The sequence below is a fragment of the Bartonella sp. AP20NXHL genome (assembly GCF_042196165.1).
Classification (GTDB): Bacteria; Pseudomonadota; Alphaproteobacteria; order Rhizobiales; family Rhizobiaceae; genus Bartonella.
Genome location: NZ_JBHIPV010000003.1, coordinates 47,643 through 65,290, shown reverse-complemented (window position 1 = coordinate 65,290; position 17,648 = coordinate 47,643). Strand labels below are relative to the sequence as shown.

The 17,648-nt window shown below is 35.4% G+C and carries 14 protein-coding genes and 1 pseudogene; 7 read left to right on the top strand and 8 right to left on the bottom strand.

What is annotated here, in order from left to right:
• Positions 1 to 29: 29 nt before the first annotated feature.
• Both glnA and ACFILL_RS02695 read left to right on the top strand, forming a co-directional pair.
• Entirely contained in the window at positions 30 to 1,439 is a 1,410-nt protein-coding gene (gene glnA / locus ACFILL_RS02700; RefSeq protein WP_273791493.1) for a type I glutamate--ammonia ligase, read from the top strand.
• Positions 1,440 to 1,595: 156 nt separating this feature from the next.
• Positions 1,596 to 2,141 (top strand): hypothetical protein, encoded by a 546-nt coding sequence (locus ACFILL_RS02695; RefSeq protein ID WP_375621407.1) that lies wholly within the window; start codon positions 1,596 to 1,598, stop codon positions 2,139 to 2,141.
• A gap of 34 nt (positions 2,142 to 2,175) precedes the next feature.
• Here the strand turns inward: ACFILL_RS02695 and ACFILL_RS02690 are convergent, their stop codons facing one another.
• Positions 2,176 to 2,958 carry an ATP12 family chaperone protein gene (locus ACFILL_RS02690; RefSeq protein ID WP_273791495.1) on the bottom strand — a complete coding sequence of 261 codons (783 nt, stop codon included), beginning with the start codon at positions 2,956 to 2,958 and terminating at the stop codon, positions 2,176 to 2,178.
• 748 nt (positions 2,959 to 3,706) lie between these two features.
• Here ACFILL_RS02690 and ACFILL_RS02685 point away from each other — a divergent pair.
• From ACFILL_RS02685 to ACFILL_RS02665, 5 genes are all read left to right on the top strand, one after another.
• Complete coding sequence (locus ACFILL_RS02685; RefSeq protein ID WP_375643206.1) at positions 3,707 to 4,081, top strand: hypothetical protein; 375 nt, start codon at positions 3,707 to 3,709, stop codon at positions 4,079 to 4,081.
• Positions 4,082 to 4,152: 71 nt separating this feature from the next.
• A complete protein-coding gene (locus ACFILL_RS02680; RefSeq protein WP_375631306.1) occupies positions 4,153 to 5,142 on the top strand; it encodes a DUF6421 family protein in 990 nt (329 codons plus the stop codon).
• A gap of 1 nt (position 5,143) precedes the next feature.
• Positions 5,144 to 5,341, top strand: coding sequence for a hypothetical protein (locus tag ACFILL_RS02675; protein ID WP_375631305.1), 198 nt, complete (start codon positions 5,144 to 5,146; stop codon positions 5,339 to 5,341).
• Positions 5,338 to 6,285 carry a DMT family transporter gene (locus ACFILL_RS02670; protein WP_375613117.1) on the top strand — a complete coding sequence of 316 codons (948 nt, stop codon included), beginning with the start codon at positions 5,338 to 5,340 and terminating at the stop codon, positions 6,283 to 6,285. Before ACFILL_RS02675 ends, ACFILL_RS02670 begins: the two co-directional genes overlap by 4 nt.
• Positions 6,282 to 7,547 (top strand): acetyl-CoA carboxylase biotin carboxylase subunit family protein, encoded by a 1,266-nt coding sequence (locus ACFILL_RS02665; RefSeq protein ID WP_375643208.1) that lies wholly within the window; start codon positions 6,282 to 6,284, stop codon positions 7,545 to 7,547. Before ACFILL_RS02670 ends, ACFILL_RS02665 begins: the two co-directional genes overlap by 4 nt.
• 971 nt (positions 7,548 to 8,518) lie before the next feature.
• On the opposite strand, the gene ACFILL_RS02660 is transcribed toward ACFILL_RS02665, so the two are convergent.
• The 7 genes and pseudogenes from ACFILL_RS02660 to ACFILL_RS02630 form a co-directional block, all read right to left on the bottom strand.
• Complete coding sequence (locus ACFILL_RS02660) at positions 8,519 to 11,269, bottom strand: autotransporter outer membrane beta-barrel domain-containing protein (protein WP_375643209.1); 2,751 nt, start codon at positions 11,267 to 11,269, stop codon at positions 8,519 to 8,521.
• Between the two features lie 906 nt (positions 11,270 to 12,175).
• Entirely contained in the window at positions 12,176 to 12,625 is a 450-nt protein-coding gene (locus tag ACFILL_RS02655; RefSeq protein ID WP_375643210.1) for a hypothetical protein, read from the bottom strand.
• A 162-nt stretch (positions 12,626 to 12,787) separates the two neighbouring features.
• The gene (locus ACFILL_RS02650; RefSeq protein ID WP_375631301.1) at positions 12,788 to 13,189 is read right to left on the bottom strand and encodes a hypothetical protein; all 402 of its coding nucleotides are present in this window, start codon (positions 13,187 to 13,189) and stop codon (positions 12,788 to 12,790) included.
• A gap of 363 nt (positions 13,190 to 13,552) precedes the next feature.
• Complete coding sequence (locus ACFILL_RS02645; RefSeq protein ID WP_375643212.1) at positions 13,553 to 13,966, bottom strand: hypothetical protein; 414 nt, start codon at positions 13,964 to 13,966, stop codon at positions 13,553 to 13,555.
• A gap of 215 nt (positions 13,967 to 14,181) precedes the next feature.
• Positions 14,182 to 14,472 (bottom strand): annotated as a pseudogene (locus ACFILL_RS02640) (hypothetical protein); the annotation flags it as partial.
• A gap of 741 nt (positions 14,473 to 15,213) precedes the next feature.
• Positions 15,214 to 16,590 (bottom strand): amino acid permease, encoded by a 1,377-nt coding sequence (locus ACFILL_RS02635; RefSeq protein ID WP_273791505.1) that lies wholly within the window; start codon positions 16,588 to 16,590, stop codon positions 15,214 to 15,216.
• A 448-nt stretch (positions 16,591 to 17,038) separates the two neighbouring features.
• Entirely contained in the window at positions 17,039 to 17,398 is a 360-nt protein-coding gene (locus ACFILL_RS02630; RefSeq protein ID WP_375631298.1) for a hypothetical protein, read from the bottom strand.
• Positions 17,399 to 17,648: the final 250 nt, after the last annotated feature.

Here is a 17,648-nt window from a genome sequence, read left to right as displayed (position 1 = left end):
ACCTCAACGCCACATTAAGGAAATTGAATATGACAACCGCATCAGATATTATCAAACAGATTACAGACAACGAAATCCGTTTTGTTGATTTACGTTTTACTGATCCACGAGGAAAATTGCATCACATTACAATGGATATCGCAGAGATCAGCGAAGATACTTTTAGTGATGGTGTCATGTTTGATGGTTCTTCAATTGCTGGTTGGAAAACAATTAATGAATCTGACATGGTTTTAATGCCAGATCCAGAAACAGCACACATTGATCCTTTTTTTGCTCAATCTACTTTGGTCATATTTTGTGATGTACTTGATCCTGTTTCTGGTGAATTTTATCGTAGAGATCCTCGTTCTATCGCCAAAAGGGCTGAGGTTTATATGAAATCTTTAGGCATTGGAGATACAATCAATGTAGGTCCAGAAGCAGAGTTTTTTATCTTTGATGATGTGCGCTATAAAACGGACCCTTACAACACAGGGTTTAAACTCGATTCAAGTGAACTTCCCTCCAATGATGATACGGAATATGAAACAGGAAATCTAGGGCATCGCCCACGAATAAAGGGAGGCTACCTTCCTGTTCCGCCAATTGATTCCTGCCAAGATATGCGTTCTGAAATGCTCACAGCACTCAAGGATATGGGCGTACAGGTCGAAAAACACCATCACGAAGTAGCAGCAGGCCAACATGAATTGGGTATTCGTTTTGATACACTTGTTCGCGAGGCTGACAAGATGCAAATTTTTAAATATGTTGTACATCAAATAGCAAATAGTTATGGGAAAACAGCAACCTTCATGCCAAAACCAGTTTTTGGTGATAACGGCTCTGGAATGCATGTCCACATTTCCATTTGGAAAGATGGCAAACCCATTTTTGCAGGAAATGAATATGCCGGACTATCAGAAACCTGTCTGTTTTTTATCGGTGGTGTTATTAAGCACGCAAAAGCAATCAATGCTTTTACAAACCCATCCACAAACTCCTATAAACGTTTGGTTCCTGGTTATGAAGCTCCTGTTCTTCTTGCCTATTCAGCACGTAATCGTTCTGCATCTTGCCGTATTCCTATGAGCTCCTCACCAAATTCAAAACGCGTAGAAGTGCGTTTTCCAGACCCAACAGCAAATCCCTATTTGGCATTTGCAGCCCTTTTAATGGCTGGTCTTGATGGCATCAAAAACAAAATTCATCCCGGACATGCTATGGATAAAGATCTTTATGATCTTCCCTTAAAGGAACTTAAAGAAATCCCTACTGTTTCAGGAAGTCTGCGTGAAGCGCTTGAAGCACTTGACAAAGATCGTGGCTTTCTTAAAGCTGGCGACGTTTTTGATGATGATCAGATTAATTCCTTCATTCAAGTAAAGATGCAAGAAGTCTTGCGTTACGAAACAACACCCCATCCTGTTGAATTTGATATGTACTATTCTGTTTAAACAATCAATACGCATTCTTTTGATTTTTAAAATGGAGGCAAAAGCCTCCATTTTTGTGGATATTCTTCTCATGCAAAAGCGCAAGAGGCTTTTTGCTCGTCCGCTTTTCCTTTATAATGTGTTGAATCTCTTCAAATGAATTAACAAAGGTTTCTAATGCCGCGAATTTGTTTTCTCGTTCCCGTTCTTTTATGCATTGTCTTTATCACATCAACAACTAAAGCACATACAATAACCAACCAAAAACTTACAACTCTTGAGAAAGCAACATCTGCTTATAGTAAAGCACTTAAAAATGCCGATGCAAATGCCATCTTAAATGCTATTCCTCCCCAAGTCATCAACCGCTTAACCGCCAAAAAAAATCTTAATCAATCACAATTTCTACAAATCATGAAAAGCCAAATAGAACGGTTGGCAGAAAGTTACAAGATTGAAACGATCAACATTGATCAAAAACAAAAACGTGAAGGTACCCTTGATAATGGTACCCCTTATTTTGTTATACCCGTGGAGCTTGTAACCACAACAAATGCTGGAAAAAAATGCTCTATTCAAACTGAAATTATTGCCCTACTTCACGATAACCAATGGTATTTTATCCGTGGTAATGACGAAGCGCTCTTAACCATAACCAATGAACTATTTCCTGGACTTGATAAAGTAAAAACCAATCCTCAAAAAGTCACAAAAATACTCTGAGCCAAAAGAATGCACGTAAATAAAAGATTTTCCCCTATAAACAAGTTGTAACAATTGTAGCAGCAGCCTTAAATTCAACTTTTTTATGAGCACGACGTACCATTGTTTCTTTATCTATTCCCCATTGCTCCATCATCCAATCTTCATCTAAATGGGCAATAGACCAAGCATGATCAGCATCAATGTTTCCCGCAGCAACAGCAAGAGCAATGAGAGCAGATCCCGTTAAGGTTGTCATCATATGAAGTGCAGCAAGCATATAAGCAGACTCAACGCTACGTAAATAATGACTCACAGCTTGAAGTGCTTCTGGTGATTGTTCCACATGCATCAGCCCTTCTGTCAAATAAAACCTTGCACCCAGTTTTTTTTCTGCCCAATCTAATAAAGGATCCCATTGCTCAGATTGTTTTTGCACCAACTCTTTAGGTGTCTGTGCACGATAAAAGATCATATCACATGCAACGAAACGCAATAAATCTTCAAAAACCACCTGCATATCATCAGCGATACCATCAATAACAGTATTAACCAAACGCGTCATCGGCATTTTTGCAGGATCAACAACGTGCTTTTGGTTCTCAAATTCCTGAGCAACATATTCAGCAAACACTTCTGTTGGCACATGAAAATGACGCCTTGCGGGCGTTTTTACGGGACGTTCATCCAACAAAATCGTAAAGCCGACCTCCTCACAAGCGATCTTCACTTGCTTATAAAACCGTTTTGGGTGTGATTGGCATGAAAGATTTTGAATCTTTTGAACAGAACTCTTCTTATTCAATGGTATATCAAAACGATCCAAAATCTCACGCATATTGTTTACCTCTGATCTTTTCAAAAAAACGACTGTTTTTTTAGGTTCTGTAGCTTCAATAAGGTTTAATCTGACCTTCTTAACGATTCCAAAGAAGAAAAAAGACCTTACCACCCCCCACTCTAATTTAAGAGTTATATTTCATGTTTCTTTTACAAACAAGACAATGATGATTGCCTTTTATATATTCAATACAATCATAATAGTAAAACAATTTTTAAAAGTATGATCTTAATTAAGCAATTAAATATATTGAATTTTATAGCAAAGATGTTCACGCCTTACCAATTTGCTTATTATTCATCTACAATAGTATTATCAATATGAATAGATTCAAAAACGCTGCTCATCCAAAAAATGATAGAGCAGTACGGTTTACGTGTCATTCACCTTCGCTTAACCATTCCAATAATTCTCTAACATATCCAATAAATACCCTGCATAGAATTTTTCCTGCTCAATCACTCCCCTAAACGACGATGTTTTACGGCATGATAGAATAATGACAAGACAAAATTTATCGTAAATTTTCTTTCACATATACATGATTTTATAAAGCACTAAATTACTTAACGCATTGTTCTTTATATACTCTACATATTACACTAGTTTAAATTTAGGCACATAATTATAAAGAATAGAGATCATGCAATCTGAAAATAATACTTTTATCTATACACTTGGCCCTGCAGATACTAACTGTGCAACTGCAGAATAATGGTGGCTTAACAATCACAATAAAAATATTTTGTCCACTGACTCGAGATCCCGTATTATCTTATACGCAACTCTTGAAGAAGCATTTAATGAACTTGCTCAAAAAAAAGATAGGTATCTCCTAAGCCGTACTACTTACCCTGATTTGCATACACTCATATTTACCCGTTTAGATGATATGCAATTATTTGACAGCTTTATCATGCCTACTCACTCTATGGTTTTAGCTAAACGCAATAACATTGATGAAATTAAAACCGTAGCGACTCATCCTGCCCCACAATCTCTGGTAGCTCATCAATATGACAAAGTATTTGCCAACAGCAATGCTGATGCAGCCGTTCTTTGTAAGGCTGAAAAAGCAAGATTCTTGTATCACAACATCGGTTGCGGCAAATCGCTATAGGCTGAATATTGTTGAAAATTTTGGACAAGTGCCAATGGCCTTTTTGCTCCACTCGCTAAAGTCAACTAATCATGAAAAAATCTGAAGCGCTTCTTTCCATTGTTAACTTGGTTGACAAATTCCGTATGCGCCAAGAACGAGATGGGAGCATTAAAGAACCAACTTCAGCAGATAATAATATGATCAATGAATTGATCACTCTGCTGAACCACCATGCCAATATTCTTGACGGATTATCTCCAAAACTTTTAGCGACCATTTCTGATGATCTTCATCAGTGGATAATCAGCGGTTTAACGACCCCTCCTAAATTTGATAACACTTTGGCTGCTTTCAAAGCCCCATTACCAGATGCTCCCTTGTTTTTCTTGGCTCCAATGCGTGCAACAAATGGACCTGATCCAGAAGGATTCCGGCTGGAATTAGTTACAGGATATCGTCATGAAACGGCCTATCTTGCTGACGCCTCAAAATATACAAATAATTATGTATCACCTTTTCAATGTATAAAAATGGGAATAGCATCAAGAGGTTTTTTAGAAGGCAATTGCATTGTTCTATTCCCAGAATCTGTAGCGGCTGCTCAAAAAAAAACAAAGCAAGCATTTGCTTTGTTTTTTTTCAGTAAATTCTTTGATATTTACAACAAGCAAACAATTGTGGAAGCTGAACGTTTACTCGGTCGAGATAGTAAATTCCTGTTCGGTCAATTGCATAGTCGTAACTTATCTAAAGAAGACATTTTCGATGCTTGCTGTTTGTGGGGCTATTATCATGACTATGCACATCATACCGGACCGCGGCCATTGGATAAAAATCTGTATATAAAATTAAATTGGTTTACAGGTCTTCTAGAAGAAACTAAAGTTGATTTAATTACAGTGCGTATTATGCTACAAAATCATCCAAAATTTTGGAAAGAAATAACTGAATTTATCCTATTAGAACGCATATTTCGTTATCCAAAAGATTCTGATCAGCATATGACATTCGATGCTGCTACAGGGATCTTGCTTTTTGAAATATTGATGCGGAACAAATCAAGGTTATCTTCAATTTGATTTGGAGCGTCTTGAAAAAGTAATAATATTGATGATAGCAGATATAGAAGCACTTGAAGCATTAGATGATGACGCTTATTTGGCAGGAGCTAAAGATTATATCCAAAATAATCTTGGAAAACCACAGACCTCAAAGTCACGATTTAATTTTTCAACATCATCTTATGCACAGCGAGTGATTAGAGGATTAAATCATTGAGTTTTATAAAAGGACGATTATTATTATTTACTTTTGCCATTCTAGCATTGTTTTCCATAAGTTGGTTATTATCTAAGAATTTGGTTAGCAATATACCCGTCATGCATGCGGTTGGACTTAGGTTGTTTGCCACCGCTGCCACCTTATGGCTGATTGCAATATTTCGTGAGAAAGCTGTTTTCAGATCCCTACCATTGCTTTCCATGATACCTTCTTTTTTAATTCTCTCAGTGTTAGGATTTTCGCTGTATTTTGTATGCAGTTTTGGTGCATTAAAATCACTCAAAGCCAGTGATTTAACCATGGTGCTCGCTACTATTCCAGGAATTACTTATATATTAGGTGCATTGACAAATGTCCTTAAATTCTCATGGCTGAAGCTTAGTGGAGTGATAATTGTCAGTGTAGCAGCTGTAGTATTCAATATAAATAGTGGAGAAGGTGGATATTATAACCTGATAGGAGTAGTGCTTGCCTTAACAGCAGCACTTTCTTACTCTGCTTATGGCTTATTGTCTAAACGTTATCTTAAAAATCTACCTTTGCTCACCTCACTGGCTTGGATCACGACAATTTCTGCAGCATCATTTATGCCATTATTTATTTTTGATCCTGCCCCACTCTTCTATCTTAAGTTAGAAGATATATTTAAAATATTGATTTTAGGAACTGTTTGCTCGGCACCAGTTTACGTATTATATCAAAAAGTTTTAGCCGAAGGAGGCGTATTATACGCCAACACTATCGGCGTATTATCCCCTTTTGCAGTGATTGCATGTGAATGGATAATCGGCTCGAGCCCTTCTCTCAATATGATCAAAATAATTGCTATGATTGTAGTTGTTATAGGGATGACACTCTTATTTATAGATGCATCAAAGGTATCTACATGGCAACATAAACGCCATTCTCAAAACTCCAAATTTAATGAGGAAACAAAATGAAAAAACTCGCGTTAATTTGCCAGCGCAATGCAAAATTACCATTTATATTTGAAGCAGCACAAGCAGCTAATATCGAATTAGTAATGATCTATGATACCGCTGAAAGCGTTCCCTCTCAACACCCTGCAGCAGTAACTTCAACTTGGCAACTTCCTGTTTTTGATAACCCAGAGGCAGCTCTAGACACTTTTGCAACGGGAGCAAAAGAACGCAATATTTCTGGGGTTATGACCCTTCGCGAAGAAGCCATCCTATGGACAGCTTTGGCTGCAAAAAAAATCAATACTCCAAGTATTGAACCAGAAGTAGCAGCATTAACCAGAAATAAATATCTCATGCGTCAAGCTTTCGCTAAAGCAGGCTTAAGAACACCAGGATTCTTTTATATAGATCATCCAGAAGACCTATCACAAACACAAGCCTTGGATTATCCACTCGTTATTAAACCCGTCTCTGGATGGGCAAGTACAGGCGTAATGTTAGCTAAAAATTCCGCCGAACTTCCTGATCTCATTAAAGCCGTATGGAATGTTCAGCATAAAGACATGGCACGTTTTAATGATAAAAGTAAACCTGTAGGTTTAGTCGTAGAACAGTATTTGCCAGGAAAAGAGTTTGTCGTAGAATGCTTTGTTGATACAGCAGGTGTACACGTTCTGGCCGTTGGAGACAAGGGACAGCCTGAGGGACCATGGTTTGAAGAAACAATTTATCGTCAACGCTGTGATATAGATGATCCTTTAATTATTGCTTTATGTGAGGCTGCATGCTCTGGAGTTAAAGCTCTTGGTATAAATATAGGTGCTGCCCATGTAGAGCTACGCCTAGATGCTCATAATTTACCTTATATCATTGAGATTGGCGCTCGTATAGGTGGATCGGGTGTCTCCCATTTTATTGTTGAGCAAGGTACAGGGATTTCATTTGCAAAACTATGTATGAATGCCGCTTTAGCTGAACAAACCCCAGACCTTCCCGATATACTCCCAGCTGAAAAAGTGGCGGCAAATTATATTATTCCTCTTCGTGGTCATGGACGGTTTTCTGGATTTTTAGGTCTAGATAAGGTTGCACAGCATCCTCAAACCGCCAGAACTATCATTTTCTTTGAAACCAATCATCTTTTACCACCTCCACCAGCATTTGGTGGATATCCTGGTTTTATTTTCTCTGTTCATAACTCAAACGAAGAAGCACGCAATTACCACAAATGGCTCGATGACACCTTAAGCATCATATGGAAACACCATGTTTATCAATAGTCCGATAAAGATATTTTTACTGCCCCTGAACTTTAATATAAATCTTATCGATACAAACGAACTCACAATGCGAATGCGATTGCCTAAAACTTTGCAAACATCTTCCATTAAAGGTGCATATTTCAAAAAACAGGAATTGAGGAAGATATAATCTACTTTTACACCCCATTTTAATAAAAGCTCTTCAATGTTTCTATATTTGAAACAATAATAAAAACTTCTAAACGACTTTTTTGATACGATCAACCTCTTCTCCCCACATCTTAAAAGAAGAACAAAAGATCTTACCTCCCCCACTTTGATTTAAAACTTATATTTCATATCTATTTAACAAAGAAGACATGATCTTGTTCATATATTCAATACAGCCATTAGAACAATTTTTTTAAAGGATTTATCTTTATTAAGAACTGAAGATATTGAATTTGATGTTAAAAGTGTTCAAGCTTTACCACTTTTCTCATTATCCACCTACAATAATGCGATCGATACGAACAGCTTCAAAAACGCTTTTTGCAAAATTTTAAAGCATAAAAATACGCATCATCCACGAAACGATCGAGCTGTATATTGTACATATCTCCTCCTTTGCTTAACAGCAAAAGCTTTTAATCAACAGTCAATATCTCCCTGCCTTTCATGATTGATATCAGCGACCTCAAACGCCAGTCTTTACAGCATAACAGGATAATAAGGCTACTATTTTAAAAAGCTGATGACAAACACATCCCCAATATTTATAGCCAAAATAACACAAATAGATTCACAGTCTCATTATCATTTTTTTTGAAGCATTTAAGCTCCCCTATCAACCAGATAAAAAAATAAATCAACGTGATCCTTCCATACTTATTAAAACACATGATAGCATTATTAAAAGAAGCAATTAAAATTCTGCACCATCAATGGTTTAAATCCCGGCAATAAAATAAAACTTTAAAAATTACATTTATTATTTTTAAAAAGATTTATTAAAAATGATAGCGCAAACCACCAGAAAAATGAACTCCAGAAAAACCAGCCTTGGTTAACCTATGCTGATAGCTAAGATCACTGTGAAGTGTAACTTTAGAAGAAAACTGCGCATTGATACCCAAACCTGTTTCTAAAGAAGACCCGAAAGAACCCAACTGGAAAACATCTTTAAAATGAACAAATTGTTCTTTATCAAAACAATGAGCAAAATGAATAGTGCCATAAAAAGAAATGATACGATCCTTTTCGGAGGCTGTAAATGTTTTACTTAAACGGCCACCAACACGCATAAACCATTGATCTATTTTTTTCATCTCAACATCAAATCCGTCAATATCACGAAACTTATCAAATTGAAGATGTTGATAAATAAGCTGAAATTGCGGATCAAAAATAAGACCTTCACCTCCTGTCATAAACGCTTTACCAGCAGAAAACGAAACGTTCAAAGGTTTTGCTTTTAATGTCGCCGTCTTATCCCAAGCATGGGTAAGCACATCCCCTTTAAACAAACCATAAGATAAAAGACCATCTACATAAAAACCAGTGTTGTGTTTCATACTACCGTATGCCGTAAATGACCATTTATTAAATGTACTCTTTTGACTTTGTTCCACATTATGAGGTTGTAAGGAAAGTTTTCCATAGGTTCCCATAATCCCAAAAGATGTCGTATTATGTGCACTCTCTACCGTTTTAAGCAAAAGATCTGTTTCTATAGCGTTATAATCAACATGTCCATCGTACCCATATTTAAGTGTAGAAAGATCTGAGACATAACGATAACGTCCACCATAACTCTGAACAGATAAAGCAAAATTCCCTTCAACTTTTAATAATTTACGAGGAATAGACCGCCTAACGTGCAACTGCTTTTGTTGATGACTAATATCCATGAGCCCAACATGAAACAAAGCATTTGGTACCAGAAGGTAAGTGGGAACCTGTGGAACAACCTCCCTGATCTTTAACTCAGAAGGGGGAATAGCAGACACCTCTAAAGCAGGCTGAATATATTTACTTTCAAGGCGGAAATCCCAAAAATCTCCATCTCCTTCAACCAATCTTTGAGAAGTTTGTGCATTTCCAAGAGCAGAAGCTGGACCATAAGCATGAAGATAATATTGGTAAGGCAAACCCTCTAATGCGATATAAGCACGATTTAACTGAAAAGAATCCTCTGCCGCTTTTCCAGAAACCTGAATAAGTGAAATACTATGAGCATTTTCACCGGTTGCTATCTCACCCTGATTTCCTGAAACAAATTGCACATAAACTGTCGTTTTTCCAGAAACATCACCATGTATCAAAAGCCGATCAGTTTTTTTATTATCGAGCAAACCATCACTACTGAGATGTGTATTGAGATAAATATCTGCCCTATCTTGCGCACTATAAACTTCTTTTTCTCCCTTCCCAATATAAAGTGTCTGATACTCCTGAAACATTGGAATCTCAAAAGCAATAAAACTATCAGAAACTTTCACAAATGAAATAGACGAACTTGTACGGTTTGCAACTTGCAAATCTATCCCTTTTCTTTTTGTCAAAAACCATTTTGATCCCCCTGTTAAATAAAGTTCAGCAATAGAATCATCGGCAACACGAGTCCCTCCTATCAATGAAGAGGAATCAGCCAAAATCGCTACAGTCCCCCCCTTTTCAGCTGTTAATAATAAATCACCAAAAATTTTTGTACCTTCTGTTACTCCAATATAACTACGACTTTTATTACTATGAATAGCTGTTCCGTCTGGAACCTCAAAAATTGTCCTTTTCAAAAAGACAAGTCCCTGTTCATACGCATCATTTTCCCCATCCCTCTCAAAATACATACCCTGTTTGTTACCGATTGCTTTAATTGTTGAATCTTCAATATTAACCCGTGAAATTAAAATATTTCCTTCCCTGCCATTATTGGATGGTGTGTTAGAATCTTGTCCAACTGTTAAAACATGAACATCCGTAGAAATAATATTCGTATTTTTTACATAAACAGAACCATGATGTTTTACATTGAAAACTGTATGTGTAATTTTTTCATTTGTATTTTCTTTGTCTTCTGTTTTTTGATATTTTGAAGCAATGGTAACACCATCTAAAGTCGCACTACCCCCTCTCCCCACATAAAGCGCAGCAGCATCATTCACATCAATAAATCCACTTTTCATCTGAATACTCGCATCAGCCCTAACGAAAAGAGCACTCTCTTGACCGATACCCAAACCTTCCACTTTAATTTCTGTATCCGTTAACGTAACAGATGCTCCTAGATTCTCTGCATAAGCAGCAATCTGAGAAGCCTCAATTGTTCCACGATTAACCTCAATCATTCCACTATCAGCTTTAAGACCTATTGATACATTTTTAAAAGCTGAATCGCTCAAAACAATTCTTCCTCCTCGTGATACAAAAACACCATAAATATCTTCTATACCTGCAGTAGCTTTAACCTCTACACGCATTGCCTGAATAACTGTATTTGGCTCCTGCACTACTATAGCAGCAGGTAACATGAGAGACCGCCCCTCCCCATTCTTTTCTTTAACAGGTGCCGTGAATTTATATACTTTATCACTAATTGTATGCTTTGAACCATCACTGCATTCATAAGGTAATTTGTTTTTGTCACATGACAGTGATGTATATGAATGAGAATGTGCCTCATTTATATTTAACAAAAAAGAAAAAATAGCTGCTGTAAAAACGCACGAATACAAGTGATTGTTAGATACCTTGACTATCATTGTTTTTCAAAACTTTCTTTTTTCAACAAAAACAAAAAATGCTGGCAAAAAAAAATAAACCACAAATTAAACACAACAAGAATGAAACAAACAAAATTATTTTATTTTTTATGATAAATTACAGCATTAAATAATATGTTTTGTGTCTTATGTAAAGAAAGAACAAAAAGTTTAAAAATACCATTTAAGATGACAATCCCTTTAAAGAAGGCATCTCAAAAACCGCTGAAAACTGCAATTACAAAGTGCCGAAACACCAATCTTTAAAAAAACGTGAAAAAATGCGAACTTTGAAGAGATACAATATTCAATTTATCTCACCACCGAAAAATTAAAATACAACAAAATGAGAATAACTTTTAAGATTAAACGATTAAAACGTTTTAATAAAACACAGCACAAATAAGATACAGTATACGAAATCTATAACCGCATTATCTCTTCAACCACAACAAAAAAACAAGAAATTGCACACTAATGTATAAGCTAATCTACATAATTTCTATATTAGAAATGCTAAACATCTAACAAAAAAATTTGAATTAATAAATGTAATATTTTAGATCTTTTGATAAAATCTAAATACAGTAAAACACTCACCATTCTGAAATTAAAAAACACCAAAATAAAATTTCATCAAAATCAGCTCTATGAAAGCTATCTGTTGATTATCGTTAAAGCAGATATTTTAGCAAAGCTATTATTTTCCATTCTTTATATTGAATAAATTTCTCTAAACAACAACTCACTATCCTCCGTTATCATCATTTGACAACGACATTATTGCTAATCTCGTAGCTGATGAATATAACTACATTGGAAACAAAAGACCGATATTTCTCTCTTCTCCCGTTTAATATTTTTATTCAATTATTGCTTTAAAAATCAACGTTCTACTATTGGCGATCACTTGTGCAAAGCTTTTTTTATTTTCTGGCGCTTTTTATCATTTTCAAAACGTAACATCAAATCTCGCTCTTGTTTTGTCGAATTGGTTACACCAAAAGTATCATTGTCCATAACCTGCTGATACCCTGCTACCATTAAATTGACTAAAAATGAATCACTTCGCGGCGCTGATGAAAAATAGATTCCCTTTGAATCTTGTAATTTGTACCGATAACCTGCTTTAGTCATGCACTCATAAACTGCTGCAAAATCACTTGCACGCGAATCCATATTTTCAGAAGAAGCGTAGATTGGTTTCCAACCACATTTTGACAGTGCTTGTTGGACCATAGACTTATTGACACCGGGCTTTTCCCATAATTCTAATGTCGATGGGGGAGGTTTGCTAATACACCCAGCAGTGCTTAATAAAATTATAGCACTCAATAATTTCAATGTTTCTTTCATTCCCCCTCCTTCAATATTTACGATAGAAAGACTGATAAGTCTTCTAATATTTGCTCACACGCAAGATGACTCTTGTTAGCATATAGATATTGAAGAAACAATCCCACCCACCCCATGCAAAAACAAGAATGTAAGGATTTTTGGTTACATAAGCCTCAATACTTAAGGTTGACATTCAGGTTGTTCTTTATGCTCTTTACAATGAGGACTATTCAAACGCCTCTCTACACTTCGCTGAGGAATAACTGCATCAGGTTGACAAATTGGAAGATTTTCATATTTCTCACACCACTTCATTCTTCCCAATTTATCTTGAAAACCTGCTTGGATCATACATGCATTCACAGACTCCTCTGCATTGAATTTTTCATCCATACTTATTTCTGTATCAAGACGACCATCAAGATGCTGTATTCCACATTCTAACAGGGCTTTTTTTATCTCAAGCTGATCTGCACCGGATTTTTCCCATGCATCTACAGCTGTTCGAGAAGGCTGCTCTGGATAACATCCTGCCATAACAAATAAGGTTATCCCGCTTAATAATTTTAAAATCTGCTTCATTTTCCTATCCTTGAGTAATTTTGATATTACGAAACAATCTATAAATTATTATACATGCTGTTTTTTATTTCCAAAACAATGATGAACATTATCAGCCTATATTATTTTTATCTTTCCGAAGATTATGCCATAATTATTATAGCAAAAATACGGTAAAATTATTACTAAAACCATATTCTATCAACGATATGCTTATAATTATTATCAATATTTTGATTACAACAAAAATAGATATTTTATATCATTGCGCCAACAGTTGTGGTCCCCATAAATAATTAGCATTGACATGCTGAATTAAGCCATCCCCGCACGGGCATGAGAAGCATGAAGGTAGGGATTGTTGATCATCACAAACAGCAAAACTTAAGGTTTGCATTCAGGTGCATTTTTATACTGTTTACAATAAGAGCTGTTCAAGCGCTTCTTGACACTAGGCCTAGGGATCACAGCGCCTGGACGACAAATGGGAAGGTTTTCGGCTCTAAAAGTATAACATGGCCCACCCGCTCTTGCTACTTCTTCATCTTTATAGCGAAAACCTGATTGAAGCATGCAAGCATAAATTGTTGCTTTTGCATTGATGCTCTGCTTTCTATTTTCTGGATCGACATCATAAGGTGTTGGCATGCCACATTCTAACAGGGCTTTTCCTATCTCAGTAAAATCTGCTCCTGGCTTTTCCCACGCACTCAAATACCCTCCAGGAGTTTTATTAAACTGACATCCGGCTATACTCAATAGAGTTATCGCACTTAATAATTTTAGAGTTTGTTTCATTTTTTACTCCATGATTTAATTCAAGGCTTTTGTTCTAAATGAAATGTGCCATAAAAACTTTTGGCATTTATAACCCACATCTCTAAGACAGGTATGGGAGCTTATGGGATTCATGATCACTCTCCACCATTCTGTCCACCAGTTACTACCAGCAGGTATTGTCGCGTAGGTATAGCCATTACCGCCAATCCATCGGCTTACAAAGTCATATCTATGCCCATCAAAAAACCTGTTTCATGCGTCTGTGAATGACTGCTATGATGGTCTGTCATGCCAACAATCGTCATACTTTCTCCCATTACATTGATATCTTGACCGGAAATCAGATGAGAAGCAGAAATCTTGGCTTCTCCTTGTGCGTCTAACACGATGTTGCCCGTCGCCCCAAGGATAGAGGAGACCGTTGTGGTATGCGATTAAGAACTATCGGACGATTTCTCATGCAAAAAGCCACTTGATGACGATTGTTTTTGCTGATCGTAGTGTTCTTGAGCACCTTTTATGGTAGTATTGAATAATTTTGCACCGCAATACAGTTGCGGAGTGCATTTTGTCCGCCTCCACTTGTGATAAAAATTACTCTCGTATCAATATTATAAAAAATAAGTTTGATCCTTGCTATTGTGAGCGCAATAACAATAAGAGTCGTAACACTGTCACACGTTCATTGTTCTCTTTAATTTACTCTTCTATGAGATTTTATTGTGATACCTTGCTGCTCTTTATTAAAGTTTTTGCAAATACAATCATACAATGCCTCTAATGACTTTGTTATCCACTATTTTCTACTAACGCCAATCCTCTTTGAGAAAAAAATACATAAAGAACTTTATCTTCGATTCTAAAAGCAATAGTAGTTTTCTAAACAATAAAATTTAAACAACCAATTTTTTAAAGAGCTTAAAGAACAATTTTTACAATAACTTCTCTTGTGGAACAGAACTTCATTAATACGTTTAGAAAAAGATATCTGCCTATAATCTTGTATCTGGTAAAATCTATTTGCACTATTAGGCATTTTTACCTGAAAGACTTATATTGATTGCAGGGCTCACCATCAAAAAATGCCTAATATTTATATGATTTGGTCGTTACCGTAAGCAATGGCTCACAAAACTTCCAAAGCAAAATAATAACGAGCAGATTTTTTCAATCTAGATTGTTCTAACCTTTAGAGAATAACAATCAAACACCTGTTTTCCTGATGACATCAGCTATTTGTTTTGAGCTTTATCTCTATTCACATTTTATTGCTGTTTCTTTTGCTTAAAATTATAAAGTTTAAGTGCATAGAAACAAATAATAAGCCAAGCAATCCAACTAAAACCTATAATTAAAACCGGTCGTGTCTCATCAAAATACCATAACAGAATAAAAATAAAAACCATAAATAAAATAGAAAAAATCGATCCTATTGGCCAAAATGGAATGGGAAATTTTAAACCATTCTGTGCTTCTTTAGGCATCTTAATTCGCATAAAAAATTGTGAAAGTAGAATCATCATCCAAACAAAAACTGTCGCAAATGTTGCCATTGCGGCAATAAGAAAAAAAAGCTTTTCATGGTAAAAATAATTAAGGACAGCACCAAGAAGAAAGATACCGAAGATCATCAAAATAACAAAAACTGGTATACCATTTTTTGATAAATATTGAAACTTTTTTAAAGCATAACCTTCCTGCGATAAACCATGGATCATACGACAAGCACCATACATTCCACTATTCATTGCTGAAATAGCCGCTGTAACAACAACAATATTTAAAATATTTGCTGCATACGAAATCCCAAGATTTTCAAAAATAGATACAAAAGGGCTATCCATAAGACCAATCTCATTCCAAGGATAAAGAGACATTAAAATAGCTAACGTCATGACGTAAAAAAGCAAAATACGAACTGGAGTAGAATTAATTGCCTTTGAAATCGTTTGATGAGGGTTTTGAACTTCCATGACTGCCATGCCAATAATTTCTATGCCACCAAAAGCAAAAACAACAACACTAAAGCAAGCTAAAAAACCAAACCAACCATTGGGAAAAAGTCCACCATTTTTCCATAAATTATGAACAGTAACGGTAGAAAAATTTGCACCTTCACCCCACCCCCAAAAAATAATTGCTATTCCTAAAATAATCATCGCAATGATAGCGATAACTTTAATAGAAGATAGCCAAAACTCTAGTTCACCATAGACTTCTACAGCAGCTAAATTAATACCTGTGATGATTAATGTAATACTCAGTGCCCATACCCAAGGAGCAACATCAGGATACCAAAACCCCATATAAGTCGCAAAAGCTGTAATATCAGCCAAACCAACAAGAATCATCTCAAATACGTATGTCCATCCCGTTAAAAAACCTGCTAATGGTGATATGTAATTTGCCGCATAACGAGCAAAAGAACCAGGTAAGGGATTATGAAGTATCATCTCTCCTAGAGCCCGCATAACCATAAAAATAGCTAAACCAGCAATACAATAGGCAATCAAAACACTGGGACCGGCAAGCTTAATTGCCTGTGCAGACCCATAAAAAAGACCTGTTCCAATAGCAGAGCCAAGAGCTAAAAAAATAACTTGGCGCTTACTCATCCCTCTTTTCAGTTTATTTATTGCCATTTCTTTCCTTACTTTTTGAAATGCTGACAATCCACACAACGATAACAGCTTTATGATAAATAAAGCCTCATGTTTCTTTCACAAATATATTTCAAAAAACATCGAAGACCAGCCCGTCAAACACTTTGTTCTAAACAATAAAAAATACTTTTATTGCGAATTACTCAGCTTTTATAGCCTGCAATTTCGTATTATTTTATTCAAATAAAGTGATAATGAATTTTTTTATAATTGTCATTTAATTCATTTCGTATTCTCTAGTTTTTTACAGAGAAAATTAATCTTAATGTAATCTAAACTTTTAGGCTTCTATTTCCGTGCACGAAAATAGAAGCCTAAAACTTCATAACAAACGCATTAACTATGCGTACAATTAATTTTTTGTTACTTTAAGAAAACTCTCTTTGAGCCCACAAAGCAAACTTTTTACGCCAATTGAATAGCTCAATCAATGATAATACGAATCTCGCAAGCCTTCAAAAGTATGAGAAATTGTATTTACAACCCATCTTTTAAGGACTCCAACTGTCTTAAAGATAAACTTTCCAATGGAAAAAAAATATGCGCTAAAAATAGAATCTTTGACTGTTGGCCTAATGATAGCATTCTCCTTATCTTCGGGATTTTGCCCTGAGATAGCAATAAAATCTTTGTTTTTCGCTAAAATCAGAGGCTCCTTCTCTTGGTCCACTATTGTAATGAAAACTTCTTCTGGAAAGCCACCTCTCCTACAATTTGCATGAATCTCAAGAATTTGAGAGAAAAAAATAACTGTTATTGATACACATAATCTAGCACTTTTAAACATTTCTTTCTCCTTTTTTATTTAAAATATCAAAAATGAAATATAAAATTCATAAAGTATTAACAAATAAGAAGAATCTACAATAAATTTTTTATTTTTACTTAATATAATACATATATTATAATTTGTACTTATAAAAATATAATATTACAACATATAATTTGTGAATATTATTTAACTTAGATTAAAATTTCTGATAGAAATCAGAAAGTATAGGTACTTTAAATTTATAGTTTCTATAAAATTATGATGC